12 protein-coding genes and 2 tRNA genes are annotated in these 16,555 nt (G+C 65.9%); 4 read left to right on the forward strand and 10 right to left on the reverse strand.

All coding sequences use genetic code 11. From position 1 onward, the window contains the following. The 7 genes from ACPRTJ_RS00550 to ACPRTJ_RS00580 all read right to left on the reverse strand — a co-directional run bounded on the left by ACPRTJ_RS00550 (position 1) and on the right by ACPRTJ_RS00580 (position 11,509). A complete protein-coding gene (locus ACPRTJ_RS00550; RefSeq protein ID WP_043860115.1) occupies positions 1–1,128 on the reverse strand; it encodes an acyl-CoA dehydrogenase in 1,128 nt (375 codons plus the stop codon). A gap of 8 nt (positions 1,129–1,136) precedes the next feature. Beyond that, entirely contained in the window at positions 1,137–2,330 is a 1,194-nt protein-coding gene (locus ACPRTJ_RS00555) for an acetyl-CoA C-acyltransferase (protein ID WP_054915720.1), read from the reverse strand. 14 nt (positions 2,331–2,344) lie between these two features. Beyond that, positions 2,345–3,112 carry an SDR family NAD(P)-dependent oxidoreductase gene (locus ACPRTJ_RS00560; RefSeq protein ID WP_058541897.1) on the reverse strand — a complete coding sequence of 256 codons (768 nt, stop codon included), beginning with the start codon at positions 3,110–3,112 and terminating at the stop codon, positions 2,345–2,347. A 9-nt stretch (positions 3,113–3,121) separates the two neighbouring features. Continuing rightward, a complete protein-coding gene (locus ACPRTJ_RS00565; RefSeq protein ID WP_426427761.1) occupies positions 3,122–4,774 on the reverse strand; it encodes an AMP-binding protein in 1,653 nt (550 codons plus the stop codon). A gap of 136 nt (positions 4,775–4,910) precedes the next feature. Next, complete coding sequence (locus ACPRTJ_RS00570) at positions 4,911–9,479, reverse strand: NEL-type E3 ubiquitin ligase domain-containing protein (RefSeq protein WP_426427763.1); 4,569 nt, start codon at positions 9,477–9,479, stop codon at positions 4,911–4,913. Between the two features lie 82 nt (positions 9,480–9,561). Further along, on the reverse strand, positions 9,562–10,575 hold the full coding sequence (locus ACPRTJ_RS00575) for an AraC family transcriptional regulator (protein WP_043859675.1): 1,014 nt from the start codon (positions 10,573–10,575) through the stop codon (positions 9,562–9,564). 73 nt (positions 10,576–10,648) lie between these two features. Next, positions 10,649–11,509 carry a LysR substrate-binding domain-containing protein gene (locus ACPRTJ_RS00580; protein WP_043859676.1) on the reverse strand — a complete coding sequence of 287 codons (861 nt, stop codon included), beginning with the start codon at positions 11,507–11,509 and terminating at the stop codon, positions 10,649–10,651. A 112-nt stretch (positions 11,510–11,621) separates the two neighbouring features. Between ACPRTJ_RS00580 and ACPRTJ_RS00585 the strand changes: the two genes are divergently transcribed. Continuing rightward, on the forward strand, positions 11,622–12,728 hold the full coding sequence (locus ACPRTJ_RS00585; protein WP_426427766.1) for a 2-aminoethylphosphonate--pyruvate transaminase: 1,107 nt from the start codon (positions 11,622–11,624) through the stop codon (positions 12,726–12,728). A 49-nt stretch (positions 12,729–12,777) separates the two neighbouring features. Next, positions 12,778–13,605, forward strand: coding sequence for a phosphonoacetaldehyde hydrolase (gene phnX / locus ACPRTJ_RS00590; RefSeq protein WP_426427768.1), 828 nt, complete (start codon positions 12,778–12,780; stop codon positions 13,603–13,605). Between the two features lie 101 nt (positions 13,606–13,706). Here phnX and ACPRTJ_RS00595 read toward each other — a convergent pair whose 3' ends face one another. Further along, positions 13,707–14,261: an NADPH-dependent FMN reductase gene (locus ACPRTJ_RS00595; protein ID WP_043859679.1), complete on the reverse strand. Its 555-nt coding sequence runs from the start codon at positions 14,259–14,261 to the stop codon at positions 13,707–13,709. 147 nt (positions 14,262–14,408) lie between these two features. Between ACPRTJ_RS00595 and ACPRTJ_RS00600 the strand changes: the two genes are divergently transcribed. Beyond that, a complete protein-coding gene (locus tag ACPRTJ_RS00600) occupies positions 14,409–14,627 on the forward strand; it encodes a hypothetical protein (RefSeq protein ID WP_043859680.1) in 219 nt (72 codons plus the stop codon). A 111-nt stretch (positions 14,628–14,738) separates the two neighbouring features. Here the strand turns inward: ACPRTJ_RS00600 and ACPRTJ_RS00605 are convergent. Both ACPRTJ_RS00605 and ACPRTJ_RS00610 read right to left on the reverse strand, forming a co-directional pair. Further along, positions 14,739–14,815, reverse strand: a tRNA-Val gene (locus ACPRTJ_RS00605). 157 nt (positions 14,816–14,972) lie between these two features. Next, positions 14,973–15,049, reverse strand: a tRNA-Val gene (locus tag ACPRTJ_RS00610). Between the two features lie 204 nt (positions 15,050–15,253). Here ACPRTJ_RS00610 and ACPRTJ_RS00615 point away from each other — a divergent pair. After that, positions 15,254–16,537, forward strand: coding sequence for an NAD(P)/FAD-dependent oxidoreductase (locus ACPRTJ_RS00615; RefSeq protein ID WP_043863032.1), 1,284 nt, complete (start codon positions 15,254–15,256; stop codon positions 16,535–16,537). The last annotated feature ends 18 nt before the right edge of the window (positions 16,538–16,555 follow it).

Raw genomic sequence — 16,555 nt, forward strand, 5'->3', positions numbered from 1 at the left:
TCAAAGATTGCGCGCAATGACCATGCGCTGAATGTCGCTGGTGCCTTCGTAGATCTGGCAAACCCGCACGTCACGGTAGATCCGCTCCAGCGGGAAGTCGCTCAGATAGCCATAACCGCCCAGGGTCTGCAAGGCATCGGAACAGACCTTTTCGGCCATTTCCGAAGCAAACAGCTTGGCCATCGAGGCCTCCACCAGCGCCGGGCGCCCGGCATCACGCAAGGCGGCGGCATGATGCACCATCTGCCGGGCCACGGCGATGCGCGTGGCCATGTCGGCCAGGCGAAACGCCACCGCCTGGTGTTCGATCAGGGGCTTGCCGAAGCTCTCGCGTTCGCGCGCATAGTCACGTGCCACCTCGAACGCGGCCCGCGCCATGCCCACCGATTGCGCGGCAATACCGATGCGCCCGCCTTCCAGGTTGGCCAGGGCGATCCGGTACCCCTCGCCCTCCTCGCCCAGGCGATTGGCCAGCGGCACACGCACGTTCTCGAAGACGATCTGGCAGGTATCGGAGGCATGCTGGCCGAGCTTGTCCTCCACCCGCGCCACCTGGTAGCCAGGCGAGTCGGTGGGCACGATAAAGGCACTGATGCCGCGCTTGCCGGCTGCCGGGTCGGTCACCGCGAACACGATCACCACGCCGGCATTCTGCCCCGAGGTGATGAACTGCTTGCAGCCGTTGAGCACATAGTGATCGCCCTCGAGGCGCGCACGGGTTTTCAGGCTGCTGGCATCGGAGCCCGCCTGGGGCTCGGTCAGGGCAAAGGCACCGAGCATCGCGCCCGTGGCCAGCGGCGTCAGAAACTGCTGCTTCTGCTGCTCGCTGCCGAACTTGAGGATCGGCACGCAGCCCACCGAGTTGTGCACGCTCATGATGGTCGAGCAGGCACCATCGCCGGCGGCGATTTCCTCCAGGGCCATGGCGTAGGCGACATAGCCGGTGTCGCTGCCGCCCCACTGCTCCGGCACCAGCATGCCGAACAGGCCCAGCTCGGCCATCTGCTCGATAGCCTCCCGCGGGAAGCGGTGCTCGCGGTCCCACTGCTCGGCAAAGGGCCGCAGGCGCTCCTGGGCAAACTGGCGAACGGCGTCGCTGATCTGCTGTTGTTCATCGTTGACTAGCATGGTGCACCTCAGTCCAGACACTCGACAGCCATGGCCGTGGCTTCGCCACCGCCGATGCAGATGGCCGCGATGCCGCGGCGCAGGCCCTTCTGGCGCAGCGCGGCAAGCAGGGTCACCAGAATACGCGCGCCCGATGCGCCGATGGGGTGGCCCAGGGCGCAGGCGCCGCCGTGGATGTTGACCTTGTCGTGGGGCAGGTCCAGCTGCTTCATCGCCGCCAGGGTGACCACCGCGAACGCCTCGTTGATTTCGAACAGGTCGACCTCGGTCAGGCTCCAGCCGGTGCGCTTGAGCAGCGCATCGATGGCGCCGATCGGCGCGGTGGGGAACAGTGCAGGCTCGTCGGCGAACGCCGCATGCCCGTGGATCACCGCCAGTGGCTTGAGGCCGCGCTGCTCGGCCTGGGACCTGCGCATCAGCACCAGCGCCGCCGCACCGTCGGAAATCGAGCTGGAGTTGGCTGCCGTGACCGTACCGCCTTCGCGAAACGCCGGCCTGAGCTGCGCGATCTTGTCCAGGCGGGCCTTGGGCGGCTGTTCGTCGTGGCTGACCAGGCGGGTCTGCCTGCCCTCGGTCACCTCCACCGGCACGATCTCGGCGGCAAAGCTGCCGTTCTCGATCGCCTGTTGCGCACGGGTCAGCGAGGCAATCGCAAAGTCGTCCTGAGCCTGGCGGCTGAAGCCCTGGGCCTGGGCGCAGTCCTCGGCAAAGGTGCCCATCAGGCGACCCTTGTCGTAGGCATCTTCCAGACCGTCGAAAAACATGTGGTCGATGACCTTGCCGTGGCCCATGCGGTAGCCGCTGCGCGCCTTGTCCAGCAGGTACGGGGCGTTGGACATGCTCTCCATGCCGCCGGCCACCACCACCTCGGCAGTACCGGCCAGCAGCAGGTCATGGGCCATGATCGCGGCTTGCATGCCCGAGCCGCACATCTTGTTCAGGGTGGTGCAGGTGGTGCCCTTGTCCAGGCCGGCCCCCAGGGCCGCCTGGCGTGCCGGGGCCTGGCCGAGACCGGCTGGCAGCACGCAGCCGAACAGCACCTGGTCGACGCTGTCGGCAGCCACGCCCGCACGCTCGACGGCTGCGCGAATGGCGGCAGCGCCCAGTTGCGGTGCAGTCAGGCTTTTGAGATCGCCCTGCAGGCCGCCCATGGGCGTGCGCACGGCGCTGACGATTACGATGGGATCATGGGACATGCTCATGCGGTTCTCCTGAATTACTTGGCAGCCATGCGCAAGGCACCGTCGAGGCGGATCACCTCGCCGTTGAGCATGCTGTTTTCAATGATGTGACGCGCCAGCGCCGCGTACTCCTGCGGGCGCCCCAGACGCGGCGGGAACGGCACGCCGGCCGCCAGCGAGTCGCGTACTTCCTGGGTCATGCCGGCCATCATCGGGGTTTCGAAGATGCCCGGCGCGATGGTCATCACGCGGATACCGAAGCGCGCCAGTTCGCGGGCGGCCGGCAGGGTCAGGCTGGCAATCGCGCCCTTGGAGGCAGCGTAGGCCGCCTGGCCGATCTGCCCGTCATAGGCGGCGATGGAGGCGGTATTGATGATCACCCCGCGCTCGCCGTCGGCGTCGGCACCGCCTTCGGCCATGGCCGCTGCCACCAGGCGCAGCAGGTTGAAGCTGCCGATCAGGTTGACGTTGATCACCCGGCTGAAGCTGTCCAGGCCGTGCGGCCCCTGCCTGCCCAGGACCTTCTCGGCGCCGACGATGCCGGCACAGTTGACCAGCCCGTGGAGGCTGCCAAAGGCGCTGACGGCCGCGTCCACGGCGGCCTTGGCCGGGGCCTCCTGACTGATGTCGGCCACGGCGAAACGGGCCTTGTCACCCAGGGCTTGCGCCTTGGCTGCAACGGCCTCGGCGTTAAGGTCCACCAGCATCACCTGGGCACCGGCGCCGATCAGCATCTCGGCGGTGGCGGCGCCCAGCCCGGAGGCGGCGCCGCTGACGATGAAGTTCTTGTTGGCAATTTGCATAAGGGGTCCTCAGGCGCTGGCGACGGGCGCCGGCGCGGTGTGTTGTTTGGCTATTTCCTGATTGCGCAGGATGAAACGCTGCAGCTTGCCGCTCGGGGTCTTGGGCAGCTCGCCGACAAATTCGATTTCGCGCGGGTAGGCATGTGCATAAAGGCGCTGGCGCACATGCTGGCGCAGGTTTTCGGCCAGCTCCGGCGTGCCCTCCACGCCGCTGGCCAGCACCACGAACGCCTTGATCAGTTCGGTGCGCTCCGGGTCCGGCTTGCCGACCACGGCGGCCTCGATCACCGCCGGGTGCTCGATCAGCGCGCTTTCCACATCGAACGGCCCGACCCGATACCCGGAGGTGGTGATCACGTCGTCGCTGCGCCCGACAAAGCTGATGCTGCCGTCTTGGTTCAGCTCCACCGTGTCGCCGCTGAGGTAGTACTTGCCGACGAAGGCCTTGGTCTGGACCCCGTGGTAGCCACCGAACCAGCACAGCGGTGACTGCTCGCGGTCCACCGCGAGGATGCCGGGCTGGCCGGGCGGCAGTTCGTGCTGCTGTTCATCAAGCACAACGATGCGATGACCCGGGATGGCAAAGCCGGCCGAGCCCAGGTGCACCGGGTGACGCAGGCCGTGGTGGTTGCACAGCACCATGCCCAGTTCGGTCTGGCCATAGTGATCGTGGATGGGCACCTGCAGGTGTTCGGCGAACCAGCGGATCACCTCCGGGTTGAGCGGTTCGCCGGCGCTGCTGACCACCCGCAGGCGGCCCTTGATCGGCTCGGCGAAGGCCTGGCCGGCAGCGATCAGCATGCGATAGGCCGTGGGCGACCCGGCCAGGTTGGTGATGGCGTACTTGTCGATCACCCGGCAGGTACTTTCGACACTGAACGGGCCGTCGAAGAAGGTGGTGGCCTGGCCCAGCGCCAGCGGCCCGGTGACGGCGTAGTACAGGCCGTAGGCCCAGCCGGGGTCGGCCAGGTTCCAGAAGTTGTCTTCGGGGCGCAGGTCGATGGCGTCGCGCATGTAGCCCTGAAACGCCACGATGGCCCGCAACGGCACCTCCAGCGGCTTGGCCGGGCCGGTGGTGCCGGAGGTGAACATCAGCAGGAAGGGAGCCTCCCCGGACAACAGCACAGGCGCGCAGTCGGCGCTGGCAGCGTCCAGGGCAGTGTGAAAATCCAGGTCGCCGCTGCCGGCCTGGGCATCGACGGTAATGATCCGCGCACAGCCCTCGACCTCGTCGAGCTTCGGGCGGTTGGTGCGGTCGGTGACCACCACGCGGGCGCCGGAACTGTGCAGGCGGTGCTCGATGGCCTTAGGCCCGAAGGCAGTGAACAGGGGCTGGTAGACCGCCCCCAGGCGCCAGGTGGCGAGCACCGTGACCAGCAGCTCGACGGTGCGCGGCAGCAGCCCCGCCACCCGGTCGCCCGGCCCCACGCCCTGCGCCTTGAGCACATTGGCCAGGCGTGCGGCGCGCTGCTGCAGGTCGGCAAAGGTGTACTGCGCGCAGGCCCCGTCGTGGCGCTCCCAGTACAAGGCCACGCCGCCCTCGGCGGCGTGCCGGTCGCAACACTCGACGCAGGCGTTGAGCGCACCCAGGTTGCCCGCCAGCACGGCATCGGCAGTGTGCAGGTAATCGAAAGCAAGCTGCGCGTCGTGGTAATCACGCATTGCCAGACTCCTCGTTTCTTATTGTTGGAATAGAACGAATGATCTGACGATAGTCGCGCCACCAGCGCGCAGCGACAATGGCCAAAGCTGTCAATCTGGATGACTGGTTTGGCCACTGCCTGCACAGCCCCCGGCGCTAGCCCGCAGGCGGCGCGGCAGCCTCCAGCGCCGCCTGGGTCAGGCGCAATGCCAGCGCCTGCACTACCGCCTCGCGTTCGCTGCGCAATGCGTTCATTCGCGTCAGGTACACCCCTTCCTGCAGCGTGCCCTGTTGCGCGGCCAGCACCTCGAGTCGATCCCAGAACGGTTGTTCGACCTGCTCGAACTCGCCTTCGTGAGCCTGGCGCAGGTAGGCCAGCCAGAAATCCCGGCCGCTGATGAACGTTGCCAGCTGGTCGGTCTGCTCGGCAGCCAGCACGACCCGCTGGGCCTCGTGTATCTGTGCCGGGGCCACGGCGGCCACTTCGGCGAACTGCATGTTGCGCGGTTGCCCGGGCAGGTCCAGTGCAGCGGCCAGACGGGTGCGATAGGCCAGGCTCACCTCGACCTCGTCCACCCCACGCGCCTCCTGCGTCCTGGCCTGGATGTCGGCACGCGCGAACTGTTCGACCTGTTCAAGACGAAACAGACGCCGCGCGAAGGCGAGCAACGCTTCGCCCTGCTGCTCGTTAGGGCTGTCTGCGCGCACGGTCTGAAACAGCAAAAACCGCACTTCGAGCGCACTGTAGGTGGACGACACGCTGTCCACGCACGTGGTCGGGCTGGCCGCCAGCTCGAACAGTTCCTCGCGCAGCGCCGTGTGCTGCGCCATCGCCTCGAGCATGCGCCACACGCGCTGGTCCAGTTCGGCCCGGGTATGCTGGAAATCCGCCGACCCGGTCAGTTCGGTCAGCAACTGGAAGAAGTCTGCGGCGCCAGGCTCTGCAATCAGGCTGTCCCAGTAACGGCTGCGCACATCCAGCTGCGCCTCGTTCGCCAGCTCCAGCCACAGTGCGCGGGCTTGCGCAGTCGTTTCAGCACGTACCATGACACCGGCCGCAGCCTCCACCACGGGCAGCAACTGCTGCAGATCGTTGATGCGGTCCCAGGTGGCCTGCGGCAGGGGGTTACGCTGGAGCAGGTAGATGTTCAGCGACTCGGGCACGAAGAACGTCTCCGGTAACTGGGTGATGAGGTTGTCGCGCAAGTCGACCACATCCAGAAACGGACATTCGAGCAACCCGGTCGGGAACAGCTGCAGGCGCGTGCTGCGCAACCACACGTGGCGCAAGTTGTACATGCCGGCCATGTTCGGCAGGATCTCGATGGGATTGTTGTCCAGGTTCAGCACTTCAAGCCGATGCAGGGACGCAAGGGTATTGACCCCGGTGTTGCGCAGGTTGATCTGGTTGAGGTTCAGGTTCACCTCACGCAACCAGTTCATGCCGTTCAAGGCAGGCGGTATGCGCCCGAAGCGGTTGTTGGCCAGGTTGAGCCAGCGCACGCCGACAAAGCGTTGCAGGAAGCTGTTCGACAGCTCGGTCAGCCCCATGCCCACCAGGCTCAGGTCTATCACGTGGGAAAAATCGATACCGGCCCCCAGCGGCGGCAGATGCCCCACCGGCATCGCCACCAGGTTCAGGCGATAGCCGATCAGCGTGCCACCCCCATTGGTCACGCGATCGGTCTGTCGTCGCCAGCACCGGCGCAGCTCATCGGCCACCAGGCGTCGCCACTCGCGGGACTGGCCAAAGACCTCCCGACACCACAGCTGCAGGCTCGCATCGAGGCGCTGGTACTGGTCCAGCAGGCGCATCAGTGCCGTCATCGGTTCAACCGAGCCCCCCTGCAGTTCGGTCAGAAGCACATCGATCTGGAGTTCGTCATAGCCCGGGAACAGCACACGCACCACACTGACCAGGGACCGTCGTGTCGCACTGCCCCGGCCACTGAGCGGATACCCGATGCGACCGTCGGGCAAGCGCTGGGGCGGGCTGAAGCGCCCGGCCGAGCGCGCCTGCCCGATCAGTTGCGCGGCCTCGGAGGGATTGGCCAGGGCCCGCGCAGCCAGGGCCTGGCGCATTTGTGCCGCGCTGTCATGACGCGTCCAGCCCAGGGCGCGACGCTGCTCGCGCGTCAGGCAGCAGGCAATCGCCTCGAACATTCCCTGGGGAGCCGGGATCTCGTCGTCGATCTCGTAGCCTTCAGTGTCGTACACCGAAAACTGCCCGTCGCGACGCACCAGCACGCGGGTCTGGCGGGTATCGCTGAGTGACAACTGGCGCTCGATCACCCGCCCGCTGGACGAACCTTCGCGCAGCTCCAGGTTCAGCCCGTCGGGCCAGGCCGGCATGCGTCGCAGCAAGCCGAAGGCCAGGCCCACGCTGTCGTCACTGTGCACGTTCTGCAGGCACAACCCCTCCAGCGCCCTGCTCAATCGCGCCTCACGCAAGGTGTGGCGTGCCTGCTCGGCGACCGCCAGGGGAATGCGCCGAGTCTGATCCATCATCTGGCGCTGCGTGGCATCGGCCTGCTCTGCCAGCGCCTGGGCATAGCGTCGCGCCAGCCCGGGAAAGTCACGTTGCAACAGGCTCACACGGCTATCGGCAGCGGTCAGCGTGGCCGCCTCAAGGTGCTCGAACAGTTCGAAGCGCAAGCGCGGCATCTGCTCCCAGATATGATCGAGCTCCGAGTCCTGCCCCGCGTCTTCGACACCCTGCAGATGCTCCCTGCAGAAGGCATGGAGCACAGGGTCCAGGCCCTGGGCATCGGTTTGCCGGTGCAGACGCTCGAAGAATGTCGAGATGCGCGTATCGATACCGAAGCGGACCAGGGTATCGCGCAGGCGAACCGGCATGCCCCGGTTCTCCACGTGCAGGCCGCGCAAACGCGCCTCGTCCATACCGGCAATCACCATGACCTGGTCGATCTGCGCATCGCTCAGCCCTTCGGCCAGCGGGCCCAGGCGCCGCATCAGCAGGGCATTGCCCGCCCACTGCAGCGCATGCTCGCCAGGCAGGCGCCAGGCGCCTTCGCCATTGGTTTCCAGGCCGGGCGAGTAGGCTTCGGCACGCTGCGGGGGCACCATAACCCAGCGCCCATCGCGCTGCTGAACCTGATAGGTCTGCCCTTCATGCCTGAGCCACAGCGCGCCTGCATCCTCATACAAGCCATCGCCGCGCGGCACCAGGGTTTCAGGCAAAGGGTGGGCATGACGGTAGCTTGCCAGGTCTTCGTTCCACAGCCTGTATTGGCCCGTGCTGCGCACTATCGGCATGAGGCCGTCGACGAAGGCCGAACGTTTGGCCACCGCCACCAGGCCCGCCACACCCGCCCCTGTTGCAACGCTGGCCAGCACGTTTTCGGCCACGCCGGTCAGATGCGCCAGGGCCTCCTTGCGCTGGCCCTTGCTCCAGTCGACGGCGCCCTCGTAGACCTCGCCCAGCAACTGCCCGACGCTACTGAGCAGCATGATCTGGCCAACCCCGGGGACGAACGAGGCCGCTATGCCGAGCAGGGTTTCACCTGCGGCCAGGTAGGCCTCGCGACGTGCTTCGGCCAGCGCATCGTCGACCCTGGCCGTAGGCACGGCAAGCACCGCTGCGTCGGCCTTGAGCCGGGCGATACGCCATTGCGCAAGGCTGGCGAACAACTCCCCGGCCAGCGGGTAATCGAGCAGCTCCAGGTCCGGGCGCGCCGCGTCTCGCTGCGCCTGCCAGGCCGCGCCGAAAGCTGCACGCTCCTGCAGGCTGATCAGGCTCTGGAAGTAGCTCAGGTAATCAGCCGATTTCAAGGCCAGGCCCAGATCGGTTGCACAGGCATACCAGGTCGGATACTGACGCAGCGGGCGCTGCGGATCGCCAGGCAGAAACACCACCACCTGGCGCACCAGGCCGGCCTCGGTCCAGCGTATCGCCCCCTCCAGGGGTTCGCCACGGGCCAGAAAGGCGACCGCGCCCTGTACCTGCTGCCCCAGCACCTCGATGCTGCGCACCCTTACCGGGTGCTCGGCGTAGGTCACCTGGCTCGCCCCGTCGACCACCTGGCGCAGCATGCGGTAGGCCACCTCGTCGATGTCCTTTTTCAGGTAGCCGACCTGGGCGGCCACATCCAGCTGATCGCGCTGTTCGCGGGCCAGCATCGCATGGCGCTGGCGCTTGAGTGCGTCATCCGGCGGGTCGAGCACACTGTCCAGATGAGCCTGATACTTCTGGCCCAGGTCCAGCGTGCGGCACAGGCCGGCAAACCGCTCGGGCGCGACGCCCAGTGCCTGACCCGCAGACACGATCGCCGTGCCGCGAAAGAATCCCCAGTAGCCGCCGGCAGTCTCGCTGAAGTTCTGCAGGGCACGCTGCAACAGCGGGCTCTGGATCTCGATCGCCTCCAGATAAGGCATGGGCGTGACCGAAAGCCCCGGGCGGTACTGACGCAGGCGCACTTCCTTCCAGTGCGCCGCACGCGTGTCCAGTTGCAGCCCCAGGGTGTCGCGCAAGGCCTTGTCCAGCAGGGGCGCAGCGAACACGTCGGGCGACTGCAGGAGCTGGAACAACTCGGTCAACGCTTCAAGCGACGCCTGATGCCGGATCAATGCAGCGCTCACTGCGCGCGCCTGGTCCCTGGATGCCGTGCGCAGCCAACCCGGCAGGCGTTCGGCGATGAATTGATCGAGAATGGTGGGATCGTCTGTGGTGCCGGTGGTTTTGCGGGTGCTCGAGGTCGGGCTCATGGCGCCTGCTCCATCAAGGGGTGGGCACCCAGACTAGGAACAGCCCCGCCGGCAAGGGAGCGGGAAGGCTTGCCTCGCGGCCTCAGCCCGAACCCAGCACGAGGCTGCGGTAATGCCCGGGGTTGCACCCCGACCACTTGCGAAAGGCCTTGTAGAACGAACTGGTGTCGGCAAACCCCAGGCGTTCGGCGATCTCCACGTAGCTGACCTGCGCATCGGCCAGCCAGCCGATGGCAAGCTCGCGGCGCACGCTGTCCTTGAGGGCCTGGTAGGTCTGGCCCTGCTCGGCCAGGCGTCGGCGCAGGGTGGAGGCCGACAGGCACAGCTGCTGGGCCAGTGCCTCGGCATCCGGCCACTGGCTGGCGGGCAACTGGCGCAGGTCGTCGCGGATCCGCCGCGCCAGGCTGGTGGGGTCGCGGTACTTCACCAGAATGTTGGCCGGCGCCTCGGCCAGAAAACGCTGCAGCTCTTCGGGTGTGCGCCTGAGCGGCAGGTCCAGGCAATCGGCAGCGAAAATCAGCCGCGTGCGTGGGCGCTCGAACTGCAGGTTCTGTGAAAACATCACGCGGTAGTCATCGCAGTAGTCCGGCTCGGCGCAGCGCAATTCGATGGCCAGAATCGGAATGCGCCGACCCGCCAGCCAGCAGGCCACACCATGCACGATCATCCAGAAGGTGAAATAGGTGAAGGGTCGGCGCGGCGCCTCGGCGGGTTCGCCGATCACGATTTCAGCCAGGCTTTGCTGGCGCACCAGCACCGGGTGCAGGTGCTCGAGCATCAGCGACAGAAACCCCAGCGCGCACTCCAGGCCCGCGCCCAGGGTCGGCTGGGCCATGGACGAGCGGCAGATGAACGCCAGGCTGCCGCTGCGCAGCCCGCGCGGGTCCATGCAGAAGAACTCGTCGTTGCAGCGACGCGCCAGCAGCCGCCACAGCCGGGCATAGGCACTGGCCGGCACGCGGGCCTGGGGCTGCTCCAGTTGCTGCGGGTCGATCCCCACCCGCTGCAGCAACGCCGCAGCCGCCGCGCCGGGTGCGCTGCTTTGCAACAGGGCCTCGCGCACCAGTTGCATGGAGATGGTGTCTTTCTCCTTCATCGACCCTCACTCGTGTTGCAGGTGGTGTGTGCCGGCCATCTTAGGGGGCCGACGGCAAAACGCCAACGCCGTGTCATGCCGATGACGCCAGCCCGAGAAAGGCCTGGATCAGGCGCAGCTCGCGGCGCCGCTCCAGGCAACCGAGCATGTGCTGGTTGACCAGCCCTGGCCCCTCTATGGGCCGGGCCACCACCCGCGGATCGTGGCTGGTCTCCATCGACGAGACGATACCCAGCCCCAGCTGCGCGGCCACCGCCTCGGTCACCGCTTCGCGGCTGTCGAGCTCCAGCAGCACCCGTGGCTGCACCCCGGCCCGGGCACAGGCCTGGTCGAAGGTGCGCCGGGTGATCGAGCCGGGTTCGCGCAGCACCATGATCTGCTGGTCCAGTTCGGCAAGGGGCAACTCGGGGCGGCTGGCCCAGCGATGGCCGGCCGGCAGCAAGGCACAGATACGCGACGGGCCCAGGTCCTGCAGGTGCAGGCCCTTGCGCGGTTCGACCTCGGTCAGCACGGCCACGTCGGCATGCTCGGACAGCAGCGCCGCCAGGGTTTCCTGGGCATTGCCCAGGCGCAGGTTGACCGTGATGCCGGGGTAGCGCACGCGCAGTTGGGCCAGCATCGGCATGACCTGGTGTGGCCCGTCGGCGGCAACTTCCAGGCGCCCGGTAAGCAACTGGCGGTTGGCTTCGAGCATCACCTGCGCCTCCTCGGCCAGGCCGAACATAGCGCGGGTGATGGCGGCCAGGCGGGTGCCCTCCTCGGTCAGCTCCACCCGCCGCGCAGTGCGCCGCAGCAGGGTGATCTGGTAATGCTCCTCGAGTGCCTTGATGTGCCCGGTGACCGCTGGCTGGCTGATGAACAGGCGCGCGGCAGCGCGAGTAAAGCTGCCCTCGCGGGCCACCGCATCGAAAGCGCGAAGCTGGAACAGGTTCATATCTATCGGCCTGACTTATGGTTGGCATAACGACAAACAATTTGATTGATGAAGCGCGCAATTGCAACGTAGGCACCGTAGTTTCAGCCCACCGCTTGCGAGGAGCATCGCCATGACCCACACCTCCGTCCTGCTGACGCCGGGCCCCCTGACCACCTCGGCACGCACGCGGCAGGCGATGATGCTCGACTGGGGCTCATGGGACCGCGAATTCAACACCTTGACCGCCAACCTGTGCCAGCAGTTGCTGAGCATCGTCAATGGCCACGCCAGCCACCATTGCGTGCCCCTGCAAGGCAGCGGCACCTTCGCCGTGGAGGCGGCCATCGGCACGCTGGTGCCCCGTGACGGCAAGGTGCTGGTGCTGGTCAACGGCGCCTATGGGCAGCGCCTGGCCAGGATCTGCCAGGTGCTGGGCCGCGCATTCACCACCTTCGAGACCGCCGAAGACCAGCCCACTACTGCCGCCGATGTCCAACGCCTGATCCGCGCCGATGCCAGCATTACCCACGTGGCGCTGATTCACTGCGAAACCAGTACCGGCATCCTCAACCCGCTGGCGCAGATCGCCCAGGTCGTCGCCGATCACGGCAAGCGCCTGATCATCGACGCCATGAGCTCGTTCGGCGCCCTGCCGATCGACGCGGCCCAGGTGCCTTTCGACGCCCTGATCGCGGCGTCCGGCAAGTGCCTCGAAGGCGTACCGGGCATGGGCTTCGTGTTCACCGACAAGGCCGCACTGGCTGGCGCCGAGGGCAACTCGCCGTCGCTGGCCTTGGACCTGCATGACCAGCATGCCTACATGGCCCGCACCGGCCAGTGGCGCTTCACCCCGCCTACCCACGTGGTGGCGGCGCTGCACGAGGCGCTGCTGCAGTACCACGAGCAAGGCGGCCTGGCGGCGCGCCACCAGCGCTATGCAAGCAACTGCAAGACCCTGCTCGACGGCATGGCGGCCATCGGCTTGCGCAGCTTTCTGCCCGCCACCATCCAGGCCCCGATCATCGTCACCTTCCACGCCCCGCGTGACCCGCGCTACCAGTTCGCGGACTTCTACGAACGGGTCAAGGCCAAGGGGTTCATCCTCTATCCCGGCAAGCTGACCCAGGTCGAGACATTCCGCGTGGGCTGCATCGGCTGCGTCGGCCCCCACGAGATGCGCGCCGCGGTCCAGGCCGTGGCCGATGCGCTGCGGGAAATGGAAGTGCTGCACATCTGATTCCGTTTTTTCCCCCTTTTCTGCGGTATACCGATCAAGGAACGCAATGATGAACTACAGCAACCCCACACAGCTGCAAGCGGCCATTCTCGACTGGGCCGGAACCGTGGTCGACTTCGGCTCGTTCGCCCCCACGCAGATCTTCGTCGAGGCCTTTGCCGAATTCGATGTACAGGTGTCCATCGAGGAGGCCCGCGGCCCCATGGGCATGGGCAAGTGGGACCATATCCGCACGCTGTGCGACCAGCCGCAGATTGCCGAGCGCTATCGCGCGGTGTTCGGCCGCGTGCCGAGCGATGATGACGTGACGGCGCTCTACAACCGCTTCATGCCGCTGCAGATCGAAAAGATCGCCACCCATTCGGCGCTGATCCCCGGCGCACTGCAGACCATCAGCGCCCTGCGCCGGCAGGGCCTGAAGATCGGTTCGTGCTCCGGCTATCCGAAGGTGGTGATGGACAAGGTAGTGGAACTGGCTGGGCGCAATGGCTATGTGGCCGACCATGTGGTGGCCACCGACCAGACCCCCAACGGTCGCCCGTGGCCGGCCCAGGCGCTGGCCAACGTGATTGCGCTGGGTATCGACGATGTGGCGGCGTGCGTGAAGGTGGACGACACCGTACCGGGCATTCTGGAAGGGCGTCGTGCCGGCATGTGGACCGTGGCGCTGGTGTGCTCGGGCAACGCGCTGGGGCTGACCCATGAAGGTTACCTGGCACTGGATGCCGAGCAACTGGCCAACGAGCGTGCGCGCATTCATGCGCTGTTCGAAGGGTCACGCCCGCACTACCTGATCGACACCATCAATGACCTGCCGCAGGTGGTGGAGGATATCAATCGGCGTTTGGCGCAGGGTGAGATGCCGCAGGGGGTATAGACCGCGTTGGAGCTTTCGCCGGCAAGGCCGGCTCCTACGTCCGGCAAGGCGGCTCCTGCAGGCCAGGAACCGCCCTCGCCAGCCAAGGGCGCGCCTGGGCCCTATGCCAGGTGCCGCGCCACCCACGCCGCATAACTGTCGATGAAGCTCTGCAGAAACGGCCGGGTCTTCTCCGAAAGCTTGCCATGCTCGTCGAACAGCGTCGCCGCCCCACCCACATAGGCCTCTGGCTGCTGCATGCAGGGCACATCGAGAAACACCAGGGACTGGCGCAGGTGGTGGTTGGCACCAAAGCCCCCCACCGCCCCCGGCGACACACTGATCACCGCCCCCGGCTTCTTGCTAAACACGCTCTGCCCATACGGGCGCGAACCGACGTCGATGGCATTCTTGAGCACGCCAGGCACCGAGCGGTTGTACTCGGGGGTCACGAACAGCACCGCGTCGCTGGCACGCACCTTGTCGCGAAAGGCCTTGTAGGCTGCCGGTGGGTCGGTGTCGATATCCTCGTTGTACAACGCCAGCTCGCCAATTTCGACGATACCCAGCTTGAGGCTGGCCGGTGCCAGCTCTGCAAGCGCCCTGGCGACCTTGCGGTTGATCGACTCCTTGCGCAAGCTGCCTACCAACACCGCAACCGAATAGACCTGGCTCATGACCACGCTCCAACCTGATCGACATAGAGAAGTGGTAGTTATAGACGCTACGGCGCGGCCCACAGGTTTTTTTCCAGGGGGACTAAACTTCCCAGGCAAAACAGTGGTCTATGGCCCATAGAGAACATTTCAGAGGGCACACGCCAAATGACAGCAGTACTGGTCGGACAATTTCATGCTCGGGATGCTGAAGGACGCATCTACCCCGTTCATGAATTTCAGGAAGCCACCCTGCAGGCCGATGGAAGTGCCGACTCCTTGCCGATCACCAGCTATCGCCTGGCCATCGGCGATCGGGTCAACCACCTGGGCGAGGATCGCTTCGAGTTGGTACAGAGCGGCGTGGAGATCACCCGTATCCCCTGATGCACCGCGCGGCCCGAGCAATCCGGCCGCGCCCTTTGCTTCAGGCAAACAAAAAGGGCGACCATTGCGGGTCGCCCTTTTTGTGTTACCGCCAGCAGGGGCGGTGATGTTTGGTAGGCACAATTGGATTCGAACCAACGACCCCCACCATGTCAAGGTGGTGCTCTAACCAACTGAGCTATGTGCCTGCTGCGGGGCGCATTCTACTCAGGTTCAAGCCCCCTCGTAAAGCGAAATGTACAAAAAAATCAGCAGCTTTGCCGCGCCCATGAAAACGGCCCAAACGAAAAAGGCGACCCTCTCGGATCGCCTTTTTCGTGTACCGCCAGCAGGGGCGGTGATGCTTGGTAGGCACAATTGGATTCGAACCAACGACCCCCACCATGTCAAGGTGGTGCTCTAACCAACTGAGCTATGTGCCTGCTGTGAGGCGGCATTCTACGCAATCGACGCAGCGTGTCAATACTTTTTTTCACGCTAAGCCACTGAATACTAATATTTTTTACCCCAGCCCGGGTTTGCGCGATTTTTACCGTCTGGCTGGCGGGTGTTTATTATTGTTGATACGATCTGCACAATCGTAAAAAATATAGAACATACAACTACAAACCCTGAGGTGCCCGCACATGGCCAACACCCCCTACCCCCAGTCGTATTACGCCGCATCGGCCAACCCCGTCCCGCAGCGCCCGAGCCTGCAGGAAGAAGTACAGACCGACGTCTGCGTGATCGGTGCGGGTTACACCGGCCTGTCCAGTGCCCTGTTCCTGCTCGAGAACGGTTTCAGCGTCACCGTGCTTGAAGCCGCCAAGGTCGGCTTCGGTGCCTCTGGCCGCAACGGCGGTCAGATCGTCAACAGCTACAGCCGCGACATCGACGTGATCGAACGTACCGTCGGCCCCAAACAGGCACAGCTGCTCGGCCAGATGGCCTTCGAGGGCGGGCGCATCATCCGCGAGCGCGTGGCCAAGTACAACATCCAGTGCGACCTGAAGGACGGTGGCGTGTTCGCCGCCCTGACCAAAAAGCAGATGGGCCACCTGGAATCCCAGCAACGCCTGTGGGAACGCTACGGCCACACCCAGCTGGAACTGATGGACCAGCGCCGCATCCGTGAAGTGGTCGCCTGCGACAGCTACATCGGCGGCATGCTGGACATGAGCGGCGGCCATATCCACCCGCTCAACCTGGCCCTGGGCGAAGCCGCCGCAGTGGAATCGCTGGGTGGCAAGATTTACGAACAGTCCCCGGCCATCCGCATCGAGCGCGGTGCCAACCCGGTCGTGCATACCCCGCAGGGCAAGGTGCGCGCCAAGTTCATCATCGTGGCGGGCAACGCCTACCTGGGCAACCTGGTACCGGAGCTGGCCGCCAAGTCGATGCCATGCGGTACTCAGGTGATCACCACCGAGCCGCTGAGCGAAGAGCTGGCACGTACCCTGCTGCCGCAGGACTACTGCGTGGAAGACTGCAACTACCTGCTCGACTACTACCGCCTGACCGGCGACAACCGCCTGATCTTCGGCGGTGGCGTGGTATACGGCGCGCGTGACCCGGCCAACATCGAGGCGATCATCCGCCCGAAAATGCTCAAGGCCTTCCCGCAGCTCAAGGACGTGAAGATCGACTACGCCTGGACCGGCAACTTCCTGCTGACCCTGTCGCGCCTGCCGCAGGTAGGTCGTCTGGGCGACAACATCTACTACTCCCAGGGCTGCAGCGGCCACGGCGTCACCTACACCCACCTGGCCGGCAAGGTGCTGGCCGAGGCCCTGCGCGGCCAGGCCGAGCGTTTCGACGCCTTCGCCGAACTGCCGCACTACCCGTTCCCGGGTGGCCAGATGCTGCGCGTACCGTTCAGTGCCCTGGGCGCGTGGTACTACAGCCTGCGCGACCGCCTGGGCGTGTAAGCCGGCAACCCCGGGCCG

Origin of the sequence: Pseudomonas palmensis (genome assembly GCF_049942755.1) — a bacterium.
Classification (GTDB): Bacteria; Pseudomonadota; Gammaproteobacteria; order Pseudomonadales; family Pseudomonadaceae; genus Aquipseudomonas; species Aquipseudomonas palmensis.